Raw genomic sequence first — 21,131 nt, 5'->3', positions numbered from 1 at the left:
TGCACTTTATTCTCGATCGCAGTATCGAAACTCAGACGAGGCAATATGTGCTCGATTATTCAGCAAGCCCTACATAAAGGCGATCGCACTTTGGGAATGAAAGGGCGATCGCCCGCATGAGATTTGGGATGGGATAGGGGCGCACTTTTGGAAGGAAAGGGCGATCGCCCGCGTGAGATTTAGGATGGGATAGTGCAGATCGCACTTTGGAATGAAAGGGCGATCGCTAAACCTCACTTATACAAAACTAATCAAGACCAGTTAATCGGCACAGTGCGATCAATACCATAACCCTGAGCGGTTAGAGTATTGTACATACTGTTGGTCATTGTGGGATTAAAGTTATCGTGGTTCATCAGGCTGTAACCAGCTTCATGGTCAATGCCTAGGGTATGACCAATTTCATGCATAGCTAGCCGAACTAGCGAATTACCATCTAAAATTTTCTTAACAATTACGGGGTTAGGGTTAAACCGAATTTCATTGCCATAATCAACTCCATTTATGTCAATGTTTCGCTCTGAATAGTTACGTGATTGATTCATTCGGGAATTGACACCAATGTCCTGAATGGTTTGGGCCCAAAAACCTGAATTAGAAGGTACCTCTTTAAGAACTGAAATCTTCAGAACTCCACTAGAGTCCTTATCTTTAGTGATTATCCTCTCCCAATTTTGGGCGGCTTTTTCCATCTGGTTCATTTCTGATTGACTAAAGCCTCCTTTGGGATAGGAGAGTTGGATATCGATATCTGGATTGCTTTTAGGTTGTACCCAAACTGAAATAGCCTCGACTCGTTTAGACAGGCCACGAGTTCCGCTAAATTGACCATTTCCGACTCTGGCAGTGTTACCTATTCCCTCTACATGAGACTGATAAAATACATCATACTTAGATGCTTGGGAACCTGTGAGACGGATGGCAAATCCCTCAATCCGTCGAGATTGATTTTTTGTACCAACATACTGCCCTTCTCTGACCCAAGATGTATCACCGGTACCTTCAATATGAGCCATGTACTCCATGCTTAAGCCTGGAATTTGAGAATCAAGATTTATCTGAAACCCCTCTAAGCGCCGTGACTGACCTGTAGTACCGGCAACAGCACCTTCTGAAAAGGTTCTGTCACCAATATCCTGTATATGAACAACTGTTCTCAATCCTGGGTCTGGAAGTGATGCTTTTTCTACCTGAATTTCTTGACCATTTAAGTGAATGATTGCACTATCATCCTCAGCTTTTAAACTTGCTAAATCCGCCTCATCAAAAGTTTTCCCCTGAACAACCGCCGAAAAAATCGCCCCCTCATCACCCGGTGAATCCGTAACATTCAACCGCGCATCCACAGAATGCCCGATCTCTTCCAGCAGCACATCCGCTACCGCCGCTGGGTTAGCCCCATTCTGAGCCAAAAATTCCTTCGATAAATAAATCGTATCCGTCGCCGCTGCAAAAGCTCCATTCCCGCCACCAATGTCAGCAGACGAGACAACCTTCACCGGGGGAATTGTACTAAAATCGCGATTAAACCATCCTTCAGCTAAGGCTTTCGCACCCGCAGCATCCCAGTTTTCCCCAAACGCCACATTCATCTTTGTCACGAAATCAGGCTCAGCCGCAAACTTACTCAGATCCTCATATACCTCTGACATCGCCTGACCGGTCAGCAAATCGACAGAGCTATCCGGTAAACTGGTGTTGGACTCGGTTGTCAGCGCCTTAGCCATCAGAGTCGGCGAAGCGTCAGGCAAAATGATATTGTCGTAGGTGTTTGGCGTTAAAGTCGGGATATTAACTTCTTGACCGACACCCCCCGTTAGGATGCCGTTAGCATCTAACTTTGGGATAATTCCTGGAGTCGCTTCTAGGCTGCTATTCCAAGGTGCGATCGCACTTTCCTTATTAAATTCAGGCGTAAAAAAATTAGACACGTTATTTCCTCGTGTTGAATCGGCACAAGTACAGAGACTTGCCGCGTGTTTGCTGGTATTAAATAAATGATTTCTCGTCAAAGCCGATCGCGCCGATTGCTGACTCTGAGTATTCCTACTCCGCGCTACACCGATTTAACAAACTTAACTATGCCTAATGTATGTAACAATACACTACCTAGAGCTAACATACAACTAACAAACGTTAGCAATTTCCGTTATGCTAACGTTAGCCACATCTCACCGCACCCGACAATGGCCTCAAAAGAAGACTTATTTACCGAAGCAGCCCAACACTGGGACTTAGAAAGGCTTTACCAAGCTTTCGCAGAAGCTAAACGGCAAATCTCTCCCCGATCGCGCAGAGGACTCACAGACACTGAAAAGCTCTATCTCCGAGGGCTGCTTTCCGGTTGCAGTCCCGCCGAAATAGCTAAAAAAATGTTTCAGACTCCGAAAAGTGCAGAGGTTTATCTGTGTAAAACTTTATACCAATATGTTAAAAAGCTCGCAGATTTACCGAATGAACCAGTGGGAAATTGGAGAAATGTGTGCGATCGGTTACAGGAAGCAGGATTTAAAGTTCAGTCGTCAGCACAATTTAAAGTTAATAATTCTTTGCCGACAGAAGCATTAGTAAAAATAGTTAATATAGGCTGGCTTGAACAAAGTACAATATCGATGGATATTAACATTCAGTTAACATTCCCCTCAACTTCAGAAAATCCGAAAAAAGAAGACTTAGATAAAAACGATTAGATGTGCGATCGCCCCTATAGTAACTAATCTAACTGAAGGGCGATCGGCCTTCAACCACAAATCTTACAAAAAAGCTTTGCCATCTGAGAAGACCCTCAATCAAACAGTATTAATGGTATAATTATAATCGAGATCGATTCCTTCACAGTCGAGGTTTCAAAAATGAGATTTATCAATCCCAAAACAGATTTTGCCTTTAAAAAAATATTCGGCGACGAACAAAACAAAGACATCCTCATCAGTTTTCTCAACGCTATCCTCTATCAAGGCAATTCTGCGATCGAATCTTTAGAAATCCTCAATCCCTATCAACCCCCCAAAATTAGAGGAGTTAAAGATACTTACTTAGATATCCGAGCCAAGCTGAATAATGAGCAAACAGTTATTATCGAAATGCAGGTATTGAATGTAGAAGGCTTTGAAAAGCGGATATTGTACAATGCTGCTAAAGCTTATTCGATTCAACTCGACACGGGAGCCGATTACACACTACTAAATCCGGTAATTGCCTTAACTATTACTGACTTTGAAATGTTCCCCAATCTCGACAAAGTAATTTCCCGTTTTGTCCTGAAAGAAAGAGATTTTCTGGTTGACTATCTAATTTATGATATTGAGTTAGTATTTGTCGAATTACCTAAATTTGGCAAAAAACTAGAGGAATTAGAAACGCTAACCGATAAGTGGATATATTTCCTGAGAAATGCCAAAAGTTTAGAAATCGTACCGGAACAAATGGGAGAAGTGCCAGCAATTCAGAAAGCTTTTGAAGTTGCAAATCGCGCCGATTTAACCCGCGAAGAGTTGGAAGATTTAGAACATCAGGAAATTTACATACAAGACCAGCGGAATGCTATTACTAAAGCTGTTAAGCAGGCTGTTTCACAGGCTGTTTCACAGGCAATGAAGGAAAAAGCGCTTGAAATTGCCAAAGGACTTCTGGATGTGTTAGATGAAGCAACGATCGCTCAAACAACAGGATTGAGTATGGAGGAAATTCAAAAGTTGAAACAAGGAAGGTAAAAAGCGATCGACTATCAAGAATCCTTCGACACTTGCTCAAAATCTTCCGAATCCCCCGACAAACCAGAACCCTCGCCCTTCCTCAACCGTGGCGATTCCCCATTACTCGCACCAGCGCCGTAACCCCCAGAATACCTGTCATCCAAACCCGAATCCCTCAGCGAAATCGCACTTCTTTGACTCGCCGACAATCTATCTGATCGGCGATTTGTCCCAGAAATCGGCGGCTTCCGAGTTAAACTTTTCCAAGCAGCCATCACCCCAGTCACCACGCTGCGAGTTGTCACCTGCACGTTTTGCGCCTGCTTCTTCGCGGTACCAATACTTCGATCGACCTGTTTGACAACCTCCCCCGCACTGTGCACCCCATCGCTGACATCATCCGTCAACTCGCTAATTTCCAGCCCCGTCAACCGAATCGCCTCCAAAGTAGGCGGAAACTCGCGCGCAAGCGTGTCAGCGAGCTTTTCGACGCTGCGGGCTGCCCTTGCTAGCGCTTGCACCGCAGGTATTAAAGTCACTAAAACAGCAGTTAGGCTAACCGCCACTAGCAAAATCGAAAGTCCTAGCCAGAATATGGGATCACTCACTTGAATCTCGGATGTGGGGTTTGGGATTTCATGTAATTTAGCGGACAGGAGGGCGCAACGGAGGACTTACTTCGACTTCAGTTTCCGACAGCGTTTGGCGTTCCCGCTGCGTCGCTTCTAAACCCGCTGCGATCGCCTCCTTCAATCTAACCAAAGTTTCGTCCCAATTACGCAGTGCAGTTTCCGAAAGTCGATCGGCCTGCAACTGGACGCTACTCGATAAATCCTCCGCCAACTCCGGCAAAGCATCGGCCGATTTTTTCAAGATCTGCCGCGTCTCCTTCCCCGGTCGCGGTGCCATCAACAACCCAGTCACGGCCCCGATCGCAGAACCCACCAACAGACCGCCAATAAATAATCCTGAACGTTTAGATGACATTTTTATAACTTCTCTCCATACAATTTTAGGATAGCTTACCTCAAAAGTCGATCGCGCCTGAGCCAAAGCATCCGTCCCAAACCCAGCAATCTCAAAAGTTGCTGAACCTGTTGCAGTTGCAATTCCAGTTGTTGATAATCCCGCCGTAATTGGTGAGCACCTTGCTGCCTTTTAGCAAAAAAATTCGGCGATTTTGCGAGGACATTGCTGCTACAGCGCTCCATTGCTGTGATCCGAATTTCCAAACGTGCGATCGTCCGTCTGATTTTCCACACTCTTGTAGCGATATAAAAACACACCACAGATATCATTAAATTGATAATTACAACAGCCGTCAGCATTTCTCACCTGTTTTCAACTACTAATATATTCCGCGTTTTGTGGCAGAAGATCGGGCGGTTGAAACCGCGTCTACACAAACAAAACCCGGATGGTGCGCGGGTTGAAGAACGGCGGTTAAAATTACGTTATTTTATTACTCGTTACCAGGCTCCAGCCTGGTAACGCAGATCCGGAGGCTCTGCCTCCATTTTCCCAAGCGAGGCAGAGCCTCTAAATATGGGCTCCCAGGCTGGAGCCTGGGAACCAGTTAAACCGCCATCTGATCTTCAGTCCGCGGAGGCGGACATCGTTTGTGTAGACGCGGTTTCAACCGCCGTCTGATCTATGTGTCCCGATCAAGCGCGATCGAATCTCAAACCTCAGACATAGCAGGCAAACAAACCTTAGTACCGCCCAAACCGCAATAACCGTTCGGGTTTTTAGCAAGATATTGCTGGTGATAGCTTTCTGCGTAATAAAACTCAGGAGCCTCCAGAATTTCCGTGGTAATCTTGCCGTAACCTTCCGCCGTCAGAGCTTGCTGGTAAGCATCACGCGAAGCTTCAGCTAGCTGTTTTTGGTTGGCTGAATACGTGTAAATGCCCGATCGATATTGAGTACCCGAATCATTACCCTGCTTCATTCCTTGAGTCGGGTTGTGACTTTCCCAAAAAACTTTGAGCAGCGTTTCGTAACTTACTACTTTCGGATCGAACACAACCAAAACAACTTCATTGTGTCCAGTCATCCCGCTGCAAACTTCGTTATAAGTAGGATTCGGAGTAATCCCCGCCGCGTAACCCGCAGCAGTCGAAAAAACTCCATTTTGCTGCCAAAATTTCCGTTCCGCGCCCCAAAAACAGCCCAAACCAAACACGGCAATCTCCATGCCGTTTGGAAAGGGAGGTTTGAGCGGATTGCCGTTAACAAAGTGAGTTGCCGGTACCGCTATCTGCTCTGCCCGTCCCGGTAAGGCCTCTTGAGCAGAGGGCAGGCTCGACTTTTTGCCAAATCCAAATAGCACCATAAATTTGTGAGGGCGATCTCTGATAAACGTCTTTACCTTACTTAATAATATCAGATATTAACTGAAAATAGTGGCACTTTTGAAGGTAGAAGGTAAAAACCAGAAGGCAGATTTTTTTTACGGAAGGTTTTTGGTGATAATGCTCACTGCCAACGCAGTTTTAAATCACATTAGGCAGTGTTCTATGTCACCAAAACATACCTAAAATATCACCTATTGTTGAGTTATAAATCACGCGGATTTTAGGCAAAATAGCCGATTATTAAAGGTAGGGTGTTGTAGTAGTTATTCAATACCATCTATTGGGAGTGAGAAATGGGCGCTAAACCTTGCAGTCAACCTTTAAAATCTAATCCGTTTATTACTTACCGCGACCCAATTACAGGCAAATGGATTGTGGTAAATCAGACTTTGCCCAAAGCAGCAGAACAAGCACAGCTAGCAGCAGCTTGAGTTTTCCTATTAATTTTTGACCTAAAAATTAACCATTCTTTCAAACTTCAGGACTTACGCAAAAAGTTATTGGACGCGCTAATTATATTCGTAAGGTGCTTACGTTGCACCTACCTAAGCACCCTAATTTTCAGCATTGCTCATCTCTTTTCGCAGTTCCAAATACCGATAGAGATATTCCGAAATGATCCCGTGCAAAAACAAGTCACGGGCTGCATTAAACGGACTGTTTGGCGCTAGCGGATGGCGGTTCACAATTACATGATTCCAGTCGCAATTTCCGGTAATTTCGCTGACGTACACTCCGAAGTTTTCATCTAACTGAAGTGACATAACTGCTCGCGCAAATTCGTCGCTAGTCAAACACAGAGAATAAAATACTTTAAACAATTCGATCGCAGATTCTAAATCTAGAATCCTCAGCCACCTGCGTTTCTCAAAATCTATTGCAACTTCCACAGGTTGAATGCTATCATAATTAATTCCCCGTTTTTTGACAATCTGCAACCAGTTGGGATTTGTCAGCATTGCCTGGTTGTAGTCCCACACAAAGTTATACAGAATTAAGTCGTGTTCCAGAAACGCATTGTCAGCTAAATCGCTAACTGTGCGCGGATACAATTTTGACTTTTCAATCTGGGTATCCGGGCCGTTATCAATCAAGAAGTTGATAATGTTGGAACCCGCGCAGATGTGCCGCACAATTAAATAACAAGCTTCTGGCGAGACAAAGTTATTTAGGAAAAATGCTGCCGATTTGTGCATTAAAGTGTAAGCGCGAAATTGAAATGGCAACAGGCGCTTTGCGGTCATAATTACCGCCAGCAACAAGTTAGCAATTACTTTAATCGGGATGAGCAAATAACTGCGAGTCCAGTTTTGCAAATCCCGGATCATGTATGCTTTTGCAACTAAATCGACGGGAATTGACCGATCGCAAAACAGGACATCCCAAACATTCGGATCTCGGCGGTTGTAGGGTTTCGTAGCATAAGGGATTTTTCGCTCATCCGGGAGATTTTCCGTATCTTGTTTTTGCAGCTTTTGCATTAGCGGATTTCCTCCAATTGCAGCAAATATAAACGAGCAGTAACGCGGGCAGTTTTGACAATGCGGCGGGCGATATCATCCGTCATCCATTCAGCATTAATCAAATTTTCTAATTTCGCTAAATGGGACTCATCATTCGCTCCGTGATAAGCTAAAAATGATACTTGTTCGTCTTGCAATCCGAGAGTTTCCTTAATTTCTTTTGCCCACTTTCCCGCCAACCGATTGCCCAATCCTTCGATAATAAACATACTACCAATTAAATCAACCGGATTTTCCCGCGATGCTTGCTGGAAGATAAAAGCTGATAGGGCTTCGCTGCCAATATTCTTATCATATTCGACAATTTTTGACAACTCGCCGCCGACAGAAACATAATTTTTTTCTAGCATTTGATAGTCGCGGTGTTCGTCTTGGGCGTGGCCGATAAAAGTCGATCGCAAACGGAAGTCAGTCATGTTAGAAGCAGCGCGCGCAATCCAGCGAGCACCCTCGACAACTTGCGGGCGGAGATTGCACAGCAATGCTTGATAGTCTTCTATTGTAAACTCTCCCCGGTACAATTTGCGGACAATGGGAACGGAACGAATTTCGCGATCGAACTTCAGCCAAATCCAGGCTAACTCCCGCAACAAATAAGCTTGCGGAGAGTTGGGGTGTTCCGGTTTAACACTTTCGAGAGGCGAAGCTTCGGGAACATCAACGGATTTAGACATTTGAGAAATCATAGGTTTATTGGTATTTTCCACAGCAGTTAACATCATATAAGCTGTTGTAAAGCGGCCGCTTTCCGGTACGAAACAAAATATTTTTTGTCCGGGCTGCAATTTGCCAGAATTGAACAATTCTTCTAACATTAAATAAATCGAGGCGCAGCCTGTATTTCCCCTGGTGTACAAGTTGGTAAACCATTTTTCTTCAGGAATCATGCAGCCTGCTTGTTCCAGAAGTTCGACAATTTGTCCCCGGAAAAAGTGAGAGGAATAGTGGCACAGCAGCCAGTCGATTTCCTGCGGAAAAACTTTCCCTGCTTTAATCAATCTCAGCCAACCTTCAACACCTAATTGCATTACATTGTCGAGCAAGCGAATATTTTGCCGCAAGTCAAAAGCTCCGGCTGCGGCTGCATCGAGGTAGGAGGAATAATCTAACCAGCTTTTGGTTGCTGTTTCGTTTGCTAATCCTGAATACATACAAACTGGATAAGCGTTGGCGTGGGAAATCAATTCAATCCATTCTATTTTTAAGCTAATTCCTGTGCTGTTGGGATGGTTTTGCAACAAAAATGCTCCAGCACCGTCTGATAGCATCCAGCGCAGAAATTCTGTATCGAAAGGTAGGGGTTTTCCGGCTTGGACTGATGTTTCTGCTTCAAATTTGGTGTTTTTGAACAGGCGCGAGGGAAATTCGGAGGCTACGGCGATTGCTGTTTGTTTTTTGCCTAATTCGAGTTGAGATACGGCGTAATTTAAGGCGGTAATTCCGGCACAGCAAACTCCTTGAGTTGAAACTATTTCTAGGGGAGATAATTCGGAAAGTTCCCCATGTACTGTGCTGGCAAATCCTGGTACTAATAAGTCTGGTAAAGTGGTGGCGCAGGCTAGTAAGTCGATCGCCGTTGGTTCCAAATTTGCCTGGGCGATCGCATCCCGGACGGCAAAGGCTGCCATTTGGCTGTTAGAATACAGTGTTTGCTGCTGTTTGTCGATCGCGTAATAGCGCTGTTTAATCCCGTTGCTGTTGAGAATGCGCTTTCTAACTCTCGAAGGGCGATCGGCAATTTTGCCCAAATACTCCTCCATCTCATCATTATTAATTGGTTTTCCGGGCAAAAATTTTCCAATCCGATTGATATAAGCGCTGTACATACCGTCAACCTCTAAAATTGCTAATTTAGTCGAGTTCGTTGCTTTATTAAATCCAGCCAGAAAACATCTAAAATTGATTGTGCTTTGTGAAGTCGTGAACTTGCAAGGAGCAACCAGCTATATTGTAGAGTCGCCGGCAATCAGGCAAGTTGAGCAATAGCGGCAACAAGTAACCTGAAGCGGAGTGAAGTTTTTTGAAAAATTAAGCCAAAATATATAACTAGAGTTCCTTTCCTGCTTCCCGACTGAAATGGATATTGAAAAACTAGATGCTTGGTATTCTCAATCTCAACGCCGCGCCGCTGTTTCGCTGTTGATGAAACGAGTAGGCGTAACTCGCACTAGGGCTGAATGCTTTGTCAGGCTTTGGATTTACTTATCGGTGAAACAGCTTCAGGAAAGCCAGCCCCGCCTCAAACCGCCGCTGGCGAAACTGGAATTGCCAGCAACAGAAGTGCAGTGCACTCACCGGGAAGCCGCAGAACTATTTTACTCCGATTCCGATCGCGGGAGCGATCGCGCCGCCGGCATGATGTTAGACAAATTAGCAGCACTCGGATTGATCGCAAAACACTTTGACGGTAACGCCACAGCAATTGAAATTCAACCAGTTTCCGAAATTTTAGATACCCCGCAGCCCGAAAATCCAGTCAAACTCAAATTAGATGATTTTAACCCTCGATGCGACGCAATTCCCGTAGCAAATTTACTAGCAACTTATTATAACTGGATGAACCGCAGCACGAACGCAGTTCCCCAAAAGATTGCTAAAATTATTCGACTTTCGGCTGGTCAATATTCAAAAGGAATACGAGTTTTGCGTCGCTGCGACAATCTCAATCCAGTCGGGTTTTACTTACTTTATCCCACCGCTAGTGAATCGGAAGTTAATTTTTTTAGTGCTCCCAGCAAAAGCCTGCATTTAAGTTCTGTTTCTGAGATCGATCCTTTCAAAATGGCGCTACCAGGGGATGAAAATTGCCAGTCAGTATTTGTTCGCTGTTGGATCATCGATCCGAAATACTTGGAAGAATACCGGATTACTTTGATTGAGGATGCACAAAAAATTTTAGTAGAAATGCAGACAGATTTTCCTAATCTTTGCGACTTGTACACGCTAATTATTCACCCCAGTTATCAAAAAATGAGCTTTGCTTTGGGGTTTCAAAAGACTAGCAGTGATGCTCAGTTATCTGTTTATTGGATGTATTTAGCGTTGGATAGATTTTTGGCGCTGGATATCAAGGAAGCGCTCAAAAATTTGTGAGTCGGCGGTTGGGACATTTAAATTGTATATTTGGGGTGATGCTCAGAGCAACGCCCCACAAGAGATTCAAGAAAAATAGATAGACAAGATTGCATTTATTCACCAATTATCTTAAAATTGTATCTGCGTTTATCTGTGTTTATCTGCCTGACATCTGCGGTCAACCTATCAATCAAAGATATATGCAAGAAATCTATTTAAATTACACATCAAGAAATAATCAAATTCTTATGGGGTGGGCTTCTAGCCCGCCCCAAATAGGCAATTTAAATGCACAACCGCTTACAAACCTAGTTTACAAGACCTCGCGACCGAGATAAGATTGCAGCACTTCCGGCACTTTTATAGTTCCATCCGGCTGCTGGTAATTCTCCAAAATAGCTGCCATTGTCCGGCCGATAGCTAAACCAGAACCGTTAAGCGCGTGCACAAATTGAGTGCCTTTTTTCCCCGCTTCTTTAAAGCGAATGTTAGCCCGCCGCGCTTGAAAATCTGCGACGTTGGAACAACTCGAAATCTCGCGGTATTTGCCCGCAGAAGGCAGCCAAACCTCCAAATCGTAGGTTTTTGCCGCCGCGAAACCTAAGTCACCGGTACAAAGCTCGATCGCCCGATAAGGCAATTTCAGCGCCTGCAAAACTCCCTCAGCATCCTGCACAAGCTTTTCGTGCTCTGCCTCAGAGGTACTCGGATGCACAAGTTTCACCAATTCCACCTTATTAAATTGGTGCAACCGAATTAATCCCCGCGTATCCTTGCCGTAACTGCCAGCTTCTCGGCGAAAACAAGGAGTAAAAGAACAGTGATAAATCGGCAACTGTTCTGCTGTCAATATTTCACCTCGATACAAATTGACAACCGGAACTTCGGAAGTAGGAATTAACCACAAATCGTCTTGATCGCACTTAAAACTTTCTTCAGCAAATTTGGGCAATTGCCCGGTAGCTGTGAGGGATTCAGTGTTAACTAAAAGTGGGGGAATCACTTCTATATAACCAGCTTTGGTGTGGCGGTCAAGCATGAATTGAATAATCGCTCTTTCCAGGGCTGCACCGGCTCCAATTAAGGTGACAAATCGGGGCCCAGCAATTTTTACTGCCCGTTCAAAGTTGAGAATTCCTAATTTTTCGCCAATTTCCCAGTGCGGCAAAATATCGGGATTTTGGGGAATGTATTCGTCTCCCCAGCGCCGGATTTCGACGTTTTCTTCTTCATTTTTGCCCAAGGGCGTTGAGGAGCCCGGCAAGTTGGGAAGTGGCAGCAATAATGCTTCTATTTGAGCTTTTAAGTCTTTTTCCTCTGCTTGCAATTCGTTCGACTGCGTGCCGACTGCGTTGCCTTCTGCTTGCAAAGTCTGAATTTCGGGAGATTCGAGGGGTAAACCCGATTTTCTTTTTTGGCCGATGAGTTTGGCTATTTCGTTGCTGCGGGCTTGCAGTTGCGATCGCTTGTTTTCCAACTCCCGCTGCTGTTTGTCTAATTGCAAAATCGGCTCGATTTCATAGTTGCCTCCTCTAGTGTTGAGGCTTTCTTGCACGGCTTGCGGGTTTTCTCGGATTAATTTGAGGTCTAGCACAGATTTATTCTAAATCTTAAATTTTAGATCGGCTGGGACAGAACGAGATGATATAGAAGCTTTGTTAATCATTGGCATCTTGAATCATAATTTATTCTGACTTAAAATCTTCGTTGGGTGTCACCCATGAAGGGTGACACCCCACAAATGTATGTTATAGTTGCAAATATTAGTAGATGCACCCTGATAATTTTCTACCCCAGCCAGCGATGGCTGGGGTTTTTTGTTGTGGAGTGGACTTGAAGCCCTGGATGCACGATCGGTCTAAAAAACCCGGTTTCTCGCGATTGTCGTCTCAAATCCGGCAATTACGTTAAGAAACCGGGTTTTTGCGTCCCGGACTAGGTGAGTAAGTCCTAAAATATCTTTCCGGTTAAAAGTTAAAGCCAGTGCGAACCAACCAAACCCATTGAGTGTCGTTGCGGCTGTCATTCTCAGGATTAACCACGGCCCAAACACCAGGGGTGATCGAAATGTTGTCGTTGACCTGAAAGCGATAGAACGCTTCAATATGATAGGAAGTATCTCGCTCGCGGCGCACATTACTGCTCGTCACGCGACCTGGCAAACCCACTAAAATCCCCGGTAGGTTGCCTTCACCTCCCACATCTGGGAAACTGATGCCGATCGCCCCATACACAATATCGGCGCGATCGTCACCGTCAACATTTAGCAAAACCACGCCACCTCTACCATTAGAAAGGCTGCTAACACCGGAATTTTCTGCATTGGCGCGAGTATAAACGCCCCAACCGTGAACTTGGAAGCGGGGAGCAAGGCGGTAAAATCCTTGTACGCCTACAGAATCGCTGGATGTAGCAATATTGTCCCCAAACGGTCGCGCAGCCAGAAAACTGCCCGTACCGCCTGTGAGATCAGCTTTACCGCTTGGTGCAAAGGTACGAGAATAGGCTACGCCAATTGCTCCGCGATCGGCCCGGTAGGCAAGCTGAACCAGAGCGTTGTAGGAACCGTTGAATAAACCGTTACTTTGCTGCGAGAGATTGGGATTGCCGGCGACATAGCCCACTGTCAGGGTGAGGTTTTTGACGATCGTCCAGTTGACAGCCGCACCGCCACCTCCCCGGCGGTAAAGGGGATTGTATTGTCCGAACTTCGAGGGAATTCCCTCACTATCGCTGGCGATCGTTGGAGGAGTCAGCAAATCCGTAATATCGGGATACCCAACACCTGTCGGGCCAACGGTCAGCGCGAGATTAGATGTCAGCGGGGTCACATACAATACGTGAGGGACGGTGATTGTGTTATCGACATTGCCATCAAAGTTCAAGGCCGTCATATTTGTACCCGTATTGTCGGCAATCCTGCCCAAGTTGCCGAATTCCAAACGGGTTCTCAGCATATCGCGACCGGTGAAGCTGGTTTCAAAATTTAATCGCCCCCGGTTGGCAACAATAGTGTTGGTGCGATCGCGCGAATCCCCAACACTGTTACCGGAGGTATCTGTTACCACCACGATAATTTCCGCATTCAGCTTAGTTGTAGTCGAAAACTGATGCGCTTCTAGTTCGGCTGTGCGTGCATCAAGAGCATCGACTCGACCCCGCAACACCGATAATTCAGTGGCAAATTCTGCTTGCAGCTTTTGGACGATCGCTAAATCTTCCCCAGTAATCAGGTTGGTTGTTCCTGTGGCAATTAGTTCGCTGATGCGATCGAGACAGCTATTCAATCCTGCTGCAAATTCGTACCGCGTCAGCGCGCGGTTTCCTCTATAAGTGCCGTCGGGATAACCGGCAATGCAGCCGTAGCGTTCTACTAGAGATTGGAGCGCCTGAAACGCCCAGTCAGTTGGTTTTACATCCGAGAGTTGAGAGACAGAATTCACCTGCGCGAAGGGGTCTTCTGCCAAGGTATTTAACGGTTCAGGAGCAACTAATCTATCAATTGGTGCAGCAAAACTTGGGGATGATGTTAGTAGAAATACAGCAGGTGAACCCAGGATAAAACCAGTAATCAGTTGATAAAAATGCTGGATTTGCATAGGAAAAAGCTCCGCATCAGGAACCGAGACACCGAATTAGCAATACCTTTACGCTGCGCTTGAGCCTGTGCGAACTTTGTCAATCGTCACTGCGATAATTATCACCAAACCTTTGACAACTAACTGCCAGAAGAAAGATACATTCATGAGAGTTAGTCCATTGTTGAGCAGGGCAATAATTAAAGCCCCCAGCAAAGTACCCCAAATAGTACCAATTCCACCTGTAAAACTCGTTCCTCCCAAAATTACAGCAGCGATCGCATCTAATTCGTAGCCCTGTCCCAACATCCCCGTCGCACTGTAGAGGCGCGAGGCGCTCATAATTCCACCTAAACCAGAAAGCAACCCACTCACACCATAGACAAATAACAGCACGCGACTCACCTTAATACCTGTCAATCGTGCTGCCCGAATGTTGCCTCCCACGGCATAAATATGCCTCCCTAGAACAGTCCGCCGCAAGACAAACCAACTCGCTAACACTGCGAGAAAAGCGATAATAACTAACCAGGGAATAGGGCCAACATAGCTGTTACCTATCCAAGCGAAAGTGAGATTTCTATTAATAACTGTCGTGCCGTTAGCTACTAAATAAGCCACTCCCCGCAAAGCAGTGTAAGAACCCAGGGTTACGATGAACGGAGGCAAACCTAAATAGGCAATTAGCGAGCCGTTAAGTAATCCTAAAAATACTCCGGCTATTAACGCAGCCGGTACGGCAAACCAACCGAGGCCTGGAACTAAAGAAACCAGCACCCCGACAACTGCCGTCACGCCCAAAATTGACCCGACTGAAAGGTCAATTCCGCCTGTCAAAATCACAAAAGTCATGCCGGTAGCTAGGACAATATTGATCGATGCTTGCCGGATGACATTGATCAAATTTCCTACTGAAAGAAAGTTGGGCGTTACCAAGGAAAAAATTATACAGATCCCAACCAAAATTGGTAAGATACCGGCAACCTGAATAAAATTTCTCCAAGCTTGAGCTTTACTTGCTTTCTGCCGATCGCTCCCTGAATTTCCGCTGGTTTTTGTTTGCGTTTGACTCATGATTTTACTACCTCTTTTGCACCAGTGGCATAAGCCATAATGTTTTCTTGCGTAATCTTTTCCCCAGTCGTTCCGCCTACTTCACCGACGAGGCTTCCTGCTCGCATCACTAAGACGCGATCGCTCATTCCCACAATTTCCGGCAACTCGCTGGAAATCATCAAAATAGCCACACCTTTGGCTGCCAAATCGCTAATAATTCGATAAATTTCGCTTTTTGCGCCAATGTCCACACCCCGCGTCGGTTCATCTAGCAAAAGTACCTTTGGGTTGATAGCCAACCAACGCGCTAGCAGCAACTTCTGCTGATTTCCTCCAGAAAGATCCATTGCCCTGATGCTCGGACTTGCAAGGCGAATCTGCAAATTATCAATAGCATCATTGACAATTTTCAACAGAAAATTTGAGTTAATAATGCCAGCTTTTGCTTCTCGATCGAGGACATTCATGGTGATATTTTCCCCCGAAGTTGCCTCCAAAAATAGTCCAAGAGCCTTGCGATCTTCGGGCACGTAAGCAATTCCGGCGGCCATTGCTTCATTGGGTGTCGAGACATTAAGATGACGATTTTCGAGTTTTATTTCACCGCTTGTCTTTCGATCTGCACCAAAAATCAGGCGGGCAAGTTCTGTTCTGCCAGCGCCAACTAAACCCGCTAAACCCAGAATTTCGCCCGCATGAAGTTGAAAAGTAGCAGGCTTTACTTTGTGGCCGTCGCTTAAATTTGTTACGTCAAGAACAACAGCACCCGGTGTTATTTGATGCTTGTTTTCGTACAAATCCTGTAAAGAACGACCCACCATCATTTCCACCAAGCGATTGGCAGAAATTTCGTGCTTTTCAAGAGAGCCAATATACCCGCCATCTCGGATGACGCTCACGCGATCGGCAAGGGCATAAATCTCTTCCATCCGGTGGCTGATGTAAATAATAGCAATTCCCTCAGTCCGCAAACGGCGAACCACTTCAAAAAGCTTATCTGTTTCGCGGTCTGAAAGCGCTGCCGTCGGCTCGTCCATTACTAAAATTCGGCTTTTATCTTTGAGCGCCCTAGCTATTTCCACTTGCTGCTGTTCGGCAATTGAAAGTGTGGAAACCAGGTCTCCAGCATCAAAACTTGCATCGAGGTTTTTTAATACCTCAGCGGCCCTACGTCGCATTTCATCTTGGTCTAAAAATGTACCTCCTTTCTTCAGCTCGCTGCCCATAAAAATGTTTTCAGCAACTGTCAGATTGGGGGCGAGATTGAGTTCTTGATAAATAATCGCTATCCCTAAATTTCTGGCTTGACCGGGGTCTGTCATCTTAACAGCTTGACCGTCAATTCTGATTTCGCCTGCATCAGCTATGTAGGCTCCCGCCAGAATTTTCATCAGCGTACTTTTGCCCGCACCGTTTTCCCCCATGAGGGCGTGGACTTCGCCTGGGTAAATGGTGATATTTACATCGTGCAAGGCTGTAAAACCGTGAAAGGTTTTTGTAATACCTTGCATTTCGAGGACTGGCTTAGTTTTAATTGAATCTTGAGTGCTATTTACCATCGTAAATACCTTAAGGAAATCTGCTTGACTATTAAACTTATATCCCCCTTCTTAAGAGGGGGAGAAGATGCTTTTCAAAGTCCCCATTCTTAAGGGGAATCTAGACTAGGGTAAAAACGGGATTCCTCCAAGGTTTTAGTCTTAACTTGACACGAAGAAGGTCACTCGCTTGTCCAGCCTTTATGTTGATTGACGTTTTCGCGAGTAATCAGCGCGACTGGAATCAGAATGTTTGGATTGGCTGGCTTTTTGCCTTTCCGAATGTCGTTGCCGACTTCAACTGCCTTGGCTGCCATGCGAAAGGGATCTTGAGCTGCTGTAGCCACAAATAAACTGTTGTTCTGCTTGAGCGCATCTAAAGCTTCAGGTGCACCATCGACTCCCACAATGAAGAATTCGCTCCTTTGTGCTTGTTTGGCTGCTAATTCTGCACCAATAGCACAGGGGTCATTAATTGCAAAAACAGCATCAATTTTTGGGAAGGAAGTAAGCAAATCGCTCATCACTCTTAACCCGCCATCGCGACTACCTTCTGCGTTCTGATCTTTGGAAAGAACCTTGAGATCGGGATATTTGGAGAGCACACTCTGGCAGCCCTGAACTCGCTCGACCACTGAAGCGACGGGAGGCCCGTTGATAATCACAACGCTGCCTTTTCCTTTCAAGCGATCGGCTATATATTGACAGCTTACTTCGCCAGCTTGCACGTTATTTGAAGTAACTGTCGCATCAACGCCTCCCTCGGCGGCGGTATCAACTGCAATTATCGGAATTCCGGCTTGCTTGGCTTTTTCGACAGCGGGTGCAATGCCTTTGGTGTCCGCAGCATTGAGTATAATCATGCTGACATTAGAGGCAATAAAGTTTTCGATTTGATTAAATTGCTGATTTAAATCGTCGCCGCTGGAAACGAGAGTTGTCCTCACGTTTGCACCGCCGAGTTTCTTGGCTTCGGCCTCAGCGCCCTTGCCGACTTGTACGAAGAATGGATTACCGAGGTCGCGGACTGCTACAGCAACTGATGAAAGTTCAGAGTTGCTTGGTTGTGTGCCGTTTTGAGCGTTCCGGGAAGCTGCTGTGCAACTTGCCAGAGTGCTGCTGAGTAGACTAAAAAGACTGAGTGCGATCGTTACTCGTTTCACCTCAAACTCCAATGAAGGCTCGTTTGGAGAGAGTCGTTCGTAAATATGACGTTGCCAACCTAACATTAGCTTTTGTCAGGTTTCAGCTCGAATACCTAATGTTTTAGGTGACAGGATTTTCCCGGTACAGGATTGTACGATACCTTGTTTATTTTGCGCTCGTAAAATTTTCTCGATCGGCTCGCTAGACTGCTTGTGCGAACAGAAGAAATACGAATATAAATCTCTGTCCTAGCTGCAAATAAAATCAACGATGCTTGAATGTATTAAATGCTTGATGAGCATTCTTTTTTTCAATCTTCAAGAAAACTTTTAAGAGACAATTTTTGACAAAATATTTCACAACTTGCTTTTAAAACCCGAGCGAGTCATATTTAATTTAGTTCTCTATCTTGGTTTATCCTAACAGTTAAATAGGGGCTTAATATCTATCTTTGGATAGACAATACTTCTACCAAAAACTAAATATCCGATCCTCTATATCGGCACTGATAATAATAACCCGCATTCTGGTCTGATTCCGCTAACTCAATAATTCTTAAAGTTTGCTCGGTGTAGGAGATTGTAAAAATTCATTAAGTTTAGAGTCCATTAGGGTCGATTATAGTAGACTGTAATTGCCATTTTTTCGCAAACTCATTTTACAGAAATAATTGTCTGCGCCCTCAAGGCGTAAATCTGAGATGCGATCGACAAATTACCTATTCTGCTTCTTAGAAATATTTTCCAGCGAAGGCGGGATTCAATCCTACGTTCGAGACATCCTGAAAGCTTACGTGTCATTAACCGCAGCGGCAAACTCTCCGCCGCAAGCTCAAGTTTTGCTGTTGCGAGATTCTCCAGACTGCAAGAATCCTTACCAGTCAAAAAATATTAAATTTTATTACCTCAAAACCGATCGTCCTTGGTTGGGTCGTCTTAAGTTTGCTACAATATTGCTAAATTGCTTGGTGCAAAAACGACCGCAGCGAGTTTTTTGCGGTCACATCAACCTCGCACCGCTGATTCAAACTTTGTGCCGATCGCTGGGAATTCCCTATACAATTTTAACTTACGGCAAGGAAGTGTGGGAACCGCTGGCTCCGAAATATCAAACAGCAATGAGACAAGCGGACAGCATTTGGACAATTAGCAGGTACACGCGCGATCGCACTTGCCAAATTAACAACTTAAATCCAGAAAAATTCCCCATAGTGCCTTGTACGGTAGATGGGAATATATTTACAATCGGCCCAAAATCGCAACATTTATTAAAACAATATAATCTCATTAATGCTAAAATATTGATAACAGTGGCAAGATTGCGATCGCACGATAGTTACAAAGGTGTCGATGTCACAATTCAAGCTTTGCCGGAAATTGCCAAAAGTTTTCCCAATGTGAAATACTTAGTTATTGGACGCGGGGACGATCGCCCTAGATTAGCAAAAATCGCCCAAGATTTGGGAGTTGCCGAAAAAGTAATATTTGCGGGTTTTGTACCGACAGCAGATTTAGCAGCACATTACCAGTTGGCGGATGCTTATGTAATGCCCTCCCAGGAAGGCTTCGGTATAGCTTATTTGGAAGCTCTAGCTTGCGGAGTACCCGTGCTGGCGGGGGACGCGGACGGTTCGGCAGATCCGCTGCAAGATGGTAAACTGGGATGGCGAGTTCCTCACCGAGATTCGGCAGCAGTAGCGGTTGCTTGTGTAGAAATTTTGCGAGGACAGGATCAAAGGTGCGATCGCCCTTGGTTGAGGGAACAAACCCTGGCACAATTTAGTTTTGCATCCCTTTGTCAATCTTTACAAGGGATTTTTCAACCCTCTGACTCAGATTAACTTGTAACGTAGAGAGCGGTTTCTGCGTGTACAATGGGAAGATTAAGTCGATCGACCGCCTGAATTTCTGAGTAGGATAGAGTCAAGCCTACCTGCAAAGACACCCAAGGAGACCACCGTGAACCAAGGCACCCCCAAAATATCTTTAAATTTACCGCGTATTAGCAATTGGCTGATACTGCTGGGCATCGCGTGTTTGTTGGTGTCAATTGGTTTGGGCTGGGTAGTTAAATCATTTTTGATTGTAGTAGGTTTGTTGCTGCTGACACCTGTGGTGGGATTTTTCGTGCTTCAGTGGTGGTTGAAACGCAATTTAATTGAAGACAAGTGTCCAGTTTGTCAATACGAATTCACAGCTTTAAATCAAACTCAGTTTCAGTGTGCTAATTGTGGCGAACCTTTGAAAATAGAGGAAGGTCATTTTAGCCGCTTGACGCCGCCCGGTACGATCGACGTTACCGCCGTTGAAGTATCATCGGTACAACAATTAGAAGATTAATCATTGGGAATTGGGAATTGGGCATCGGGAATTGGGAATTGGGCATGGGGCATCGGGCATCGGGCATCGGGCATGAGTTAATTGTTGGTTATTATTTGTTATTTGTCACTTGTTAAGCTGTCGCGCATTTAAATTACATATTCGGTACGGCGTCGAATCCCATACCACTCATTGTTTGATTGATTTTTGAGACACAATTTAAATGTAGAACAGCTTATTTGTTATTTGTTATTTGTTATTTGTCACTTGTTATTTGTCACTTGTTATTTGTCACTTGTTATTTGTTACTTGTTACTTGTTATTTGTTTTAATAACCAATTCCCGATGCCCAATTCCCGATGCCCAATGCCCGATGCCCAATGCCCGATGCCCGATGCCCGATGCCCGATGCCCCATGCCAAAAATTACTTTTCTAGACGGACTGCGTACCACTGCAAAAACTTTCCAGGCCCGACATCTAATTCACAATAAGTATCAATTAAATACTTAGCTTGTTCTTCCACAGAAGAGAATTTTAGCACGTCGGCTGGCAAATCTTCATGTTCCTGAGCTAAGACCGCTTTCAGCTTTTCTAATAGTTCCGCCGCAGTCACAAACTGCTCCGGCTGGTTTGTTTCTAACACCACAAAGGTGTCTTCGTCATACAGTGACATAGTTTCAGTGCTTGAGGTTAATTATTTCTAAAGTTTCCGGCAGTTAAGCTAGCGAAAGTATAAACTCTTAATTACAATTTTCTTGCCCCGGCTCGATCGTGTTACAATAGAACAACATCAGAATTCCTACCGGATTACCGTTATTAACTTAGTTATTAACCGAGTTGTCAA

Annotated in this window: 19 protein-coding genes; 6 read left to right on the top strand and 13 right to left on the bottom strand. The window is 45.0% G+C overall.

Annotated elements, in window-relative coordinates:
• Positions 1-251: 251 nt before the first annotated feature.
• Positions 252-1,931, bottom strand: a complete 1,680-nt coding sequence (locus QUB52_RS21580; RefSeq protein WP_332973707.1) for a hypothetical protein — start codon at positions 1,929-1,931, stop codon at positions 252-254.
• A 66-nt stretch (positions 1,932-1,997) separates the two neighbouring features.
• On the opposite strand from QUB52_RS21580, the gene QUB52_RS21575 reads away from it, so the two are divergent.
• Entirely contained in the window at positions 1,998-2,690 is a 693-nt protein-coding gene (locus QUB52_RS21575; RefSeq protein WP_332973708.1) for a helix-turn-helix transcriptional regulator, read from the top strand.
• 162 nt (positions 2,691-2,852) lie between these two features.
• A complete protein-coding gene (locus tag QUB52_RS21570; RefSeq protein ID WP_332967054.1) occupies positions 2,853-3,713 on the top strand; it encodes an Rpn family recombination-promoting nuclease/putative transposase in 861 nt (286 codons plus the stop codon).
• A 14-nt stretch (positions 3,714-3,727) separates the two neighbouring features.
• Here the strand turns inward: QUB52_RS21570 and QUB52_RS21565 are convergent, their stop codons facing one another.
• The 4 genes from QUB52_RS21565 to msrA all read right to left on the bottom strand — a co-directional run bounded on the left by QUB52_RS21565 (position 3,728) and on the right by msrA (position 6,030).
• A complete protein-coding gene (locus QUB52_RS21565; RefSeq protein ID WP_265236683.1) occupies positions 3,728-4,303 on the bottom strand; it encodes a DUF948 domain-containing protein in 576 nt (191 codons plus the stop codon).
• Between the two features lie 37 nt (positions 4,304-4,340).
• The gene (locus QUB52_RS21560; RefSeq protein ID WP_265236682.1) at positions 4,341-4,682 is read right to left on the bottom strand and encodes a YtxH domain-containing protein; all 342 of its coding nucleotides are present in this window, start codon (positions 4,680-4,682) and stop codon (positions 4,341-4,343) included.
• Positions 4,683-4,717: 35 nt separating this feature from the next.
• Positions 4,718-5,023: a hypothetical protein gene (locus QUB52_RS21555; RefSeq protein WP_265236681.1), complete on the bottom strand. Its 306-nt coding sequence runs from the start codon at positions 5,021-5,023 to the stop codon at positions 4,718-4,720.
• 353 nt (positions 5,024-5,376) lie between these two features.
• Positions 5,377-6,030 carry a peptide-methionine (S)-S-oxide reductase MsrA gene (msrA, locus tag QUB52_RS21550; RefSeq protein WP_332973709.1) on the bottom strand — a complete coding sequence of 218 codons (654 nt, stop codon included), beginning with the start codon at positions 6,028-6,030 and terminating at the stop codon, positions 5,377-5,379.
• 315 nt (positions 6,031-6,345) lie between these two features.
• Here msrA and QUB52_RS21545 point away from each other — a divergent pair, with 315 nt between their 5' ends.
• On the top strand, positions 6,346-6,483 hold the full coding sequence (locus tag QUB52_RS21545; protein WP_265236679.1) for a hypothetical protein: 138 nt from the start codon (positions 6,346-6,348) through the stop codon (positions 6,481-6,483).
• A gap of 123 nt (positions 6,484-6,606) precedes the next feature.
• Here the strand turns inward: QUB52_RS21545 and QUB52_RS21540 are convergent, their stop codons facing one another.
• Both QUB52_RS21540 and QUB52_RS21535 read right to left on the bottom strand, forming a co-directional pair.
• The gene (locus QUB52_RS21540) at positions 6,607-7,533 is read right to left on the bottom strand and encodes a DUF6999 family protein (protein WP_332973710.1); all 927 of its coding nucleotides are present in this window, start codon (positions 7,531-7,533) and stop codon (positions 6,607-6,609) included.
• A complete protein-coding gene (locus QUB52_RS21535; protein ID WP_332973711.1) occupies positions 7,533-9,401 on the bottom strand; it encodes a 3-oxoacyl-[acyl-carrier-protein] synthase III C-terminal domain-containing protein in 1,869 nt (622 codons plus the stop codon). The genes QUB52_RS21540 and QUB52_RS21535 overlap by 1 nt, the downstream gene beginning before the upstream one ends.
• A 250-nt stretch (positions 9,402-9,651) precedes the next feature.
• Here QUB52_RS21535 and QUB52_RS21530 point away from each other — a divergent pair, with 250 nt between their 5' ends.
• Complete coding sequence (locus QUB52_RS21530) at positions 9,652-10,668, top strand: hypothetical protein (protein ID WP_265236676.1); 1,017 nt, start codon at positions 9,652-9,654, stop codon at positions 10,666-10,668.
• A 295-nt stretch (positions 10,669-10,963) separates the two neighbouring features.
• Here QUB52_RS21530 and serS read toward each other — a convergent pair whose 3' ends face one another.
• The 5 genes from serS to QUB52_RS21505 all read right to left on the bottom strand — a co-directional run bounded on the left by serS (position 10,964) and on the right by QUB52_RS21505 (position 18,051).
• Positions 10,964-12,244 carry a serine--tRNA ligase gene (gene serS, locus QUB52_RS21525; RefSeq protein ID WP_265236674.1) on the bottom strand — a complete coding sequence of 427 codons (1,281 nt, stop codon included), beginning with the start codon at positions 12,242-12,244 and terminating at the stop codon, positions 10,964-10,966.
• A 373-nt stretch (positions 12,245-12,617) separates the two neighbouring features.
• Positions 12,618-14,249, bottom strand: coding sequence for an iron uptake porin (locus tag QUB52_RS21520; protein ID WP_332973712.1), 1,632 nt, complete (start codon positions 14,247-14,249; stop codon positions 12,618-12,620).
• 48 nt (positions 14,250-14,297) lie between these two features.
• On the bottom strand, positions 14,298-15,302 hold the full coding sequence (locus QUB52_RS21515) for an ABC transporter permease subunit (protein WP_332973713.1): 1,005 nt from the start codon (positions 15,300-15,302) through the stop codon (positions 14,298-14,300).
• Positions 15,299-16,843, bottom strand: coding sequence for a sugar ABC transporter ATP-binding protein (locus tag QUB52_RS21510; protein WP_332969578.1), 1,545 nt, complete (start codon positions 16,841-16,843; stop codon positions 15,299-15,301). Before QUB52_RS21510 ends, QUB52_RS21515 begins: the two co-directional genes overlap by 4 nt.
• Before the next feature lie 161 nt (positions 16,844-17,004).
• Entirely contained in the window at positions 17,005-18,051 is a 1,047-nt protein-coding gene (locus QUB52_RS21505) for an ABC transporter substrate-binding protein (RefSeq protein ID WP_332973714.1), read from the bottom strand.
• 617 nt (positions 18,052-18,668) lie between these two features.
• On the opposite strand from QUB52_RS21505, the gene QUB52_RS21500 reads away from it, so the two are divergent.
• Positions 18,669-19,808 carry a glycosyltransferase family 4 protein gene (locus QUB52_RS21500; RefSeq protein ID WP_332973737.1) on the top strand — a complete coding sequence of 380 codons (1,140 nt, stop codon included), beginning with the start codon at positions 18,669-18,671 and terminating at the stop codon, positions 19,806-19,808.
• Positions 19,809-19,926: 118 nt separating this feature from the next.
• Positions 19,927-20,307: a hypothetical protein gene (locus QUB52_RS21495; protein WP_265236666.1), complete on the top strand. Its 381-nt coding sequence runs from the start codon at positions 19,927-19,929 to the stop codon at positions 20,305-20,307.
• 404 nt (positions 20,308-20,711) lie between these two features.
• On the opposite strand, the gene QUB52_RS21490 is transcribed toward QUB52_RS21495, so the two are convergent.
• The gene (locus tag QUB52_RS21490) at positions 20,712-20,960 is read right to left on the bottom strand and encodes a chlororespiratory reduction protein 7 (RefSeq protein ID WP_332969581.1); all 249 of its coding nucleotides are present in this window, start codon (positions 20,958-20,960) and stop codon (positions 20,712-20,714) included.
• Positions 20,961-21,131 lie beyond the last annotated feature (171 nt).

The organism is Microcoleus sp. A6-C6 (assembly GCF_036705955.1).
In the GTDB taxonomy this organism is placed as follows: Bacteria; Cyanobacteriota; Cyanobacteriia; order Cyanobacteriales; family Microcoleaceae; genus Microcoleus.
The sequence above is the reverse complement of the archived record's forward strand: the minus strand, read 5'-3'. Positions and strand labels throughout refer to the sequence as shown.

Bases quoted from the DNA above. Each gene is read 5' to 3' on its own strand.
- QUB52_RS21570 (WP_332967054.1), top strand. From the start codon at position 2,853: ATGAGATTTATCAATCCCAAAACAGATTTTGCCTTTAAAAAAATATTC.
- QUB52_RS21530 (WP_265236676.1), top strand. From the start codon at position 9,652: ATGGATATTGAAAAACTAGATGCTTGGTATTCTCAATCTCAACGCCGC.
- QUB52_RS21505 (WP_332973714.1), bottom strand. From the start codon at position 18,051: ATGTTAGGTTGGCAACGTCATATTTACGAACGACTCTCTCCAAACGAG.
- QUB52_RS21545 (WP_265236679.1), top strand. From the start codon at position 6,346: ATGGGCGCTAAACCTTGCAGTCAACCTTTAAAATCTAATCCGTTTATT.
- QUB52_RS21540 (WP_332973710.1), bottom strand. From the start codon at position 7,533: ATGCAAAAGCTGCAAAAACAAGATACGGAAAATCTCCCGGATGAGCGA.
- QUB52_RS21535 (WP_332973711.1), bottom strand. From the start codon at position 9,401: ATGTACAGCGCTTATATCAATCGGATTGGAAAATTTTTGCCCGGAAAA.
- QUB52_RS21520 (WP_332973712.1), bottom strand. From the start codon at position 14,249: ATGCAAATCCAGCATTTTTATCAACTGATTACTGGTTTTATCCTGGGT.
- QUB52_RS21560 (WP_265236682.1), bottom strand. From the start codon at position 4,682: ATGTCATCTAAACGTTCAGGATTATTTATTGGCGGTCTGTTGGTGGGT.
- QUB52_RS21510 (WP_332969578.1), bottom strand. From the start codon at position 16,843: ATGGTAAATAGCACTCAAGATTCAATTAAAACTAAGCCAGTCCTCGAA.
- msrA (WP_332973709.1), bottom strand. From the start codon at position 6,030: ATGGTGCTATTTGGATTTGGCAAAAAGTCGAGCCTGCCCTCTGCTCAA.
- QUB52_RS21490 (WP_332969581.1), bottom strand. From the start codon at position 20,960: ATGTCACTGTATGACGAAGACACCTTTGTGGTGTTAGAAACAAACCAG.
- QUB52_RS21555 (WP_265236681.1), bottom strand. From the start codon at position 5,023: ATGCTGACGGCTGTTGTAATTATCAATTTAATGATATCTGTGGTGTGT.
- QUB52_RS21500 (WP_332973737.1), top strand. From the start codon at position 18,669: ATGCGATCGACAAATTACCTATTCTGCTTCTTAGAAATATTTTCCAGC.
- QUB52_RS21575 (WP_332973708.1), top strand. From the start codon at position 1,998: ATGATTTCTCGTCAAAGCCGATCGCGCCGATTGCTGACTCTGAGTATT.
- QUB52_RS21515 (WP_332973713.1), bottom strand. From the start codon at position 15,302: ATGAGTCAAACGCAAACAAAAACCAGCGGAAATTCAGGGAGCGATCGG.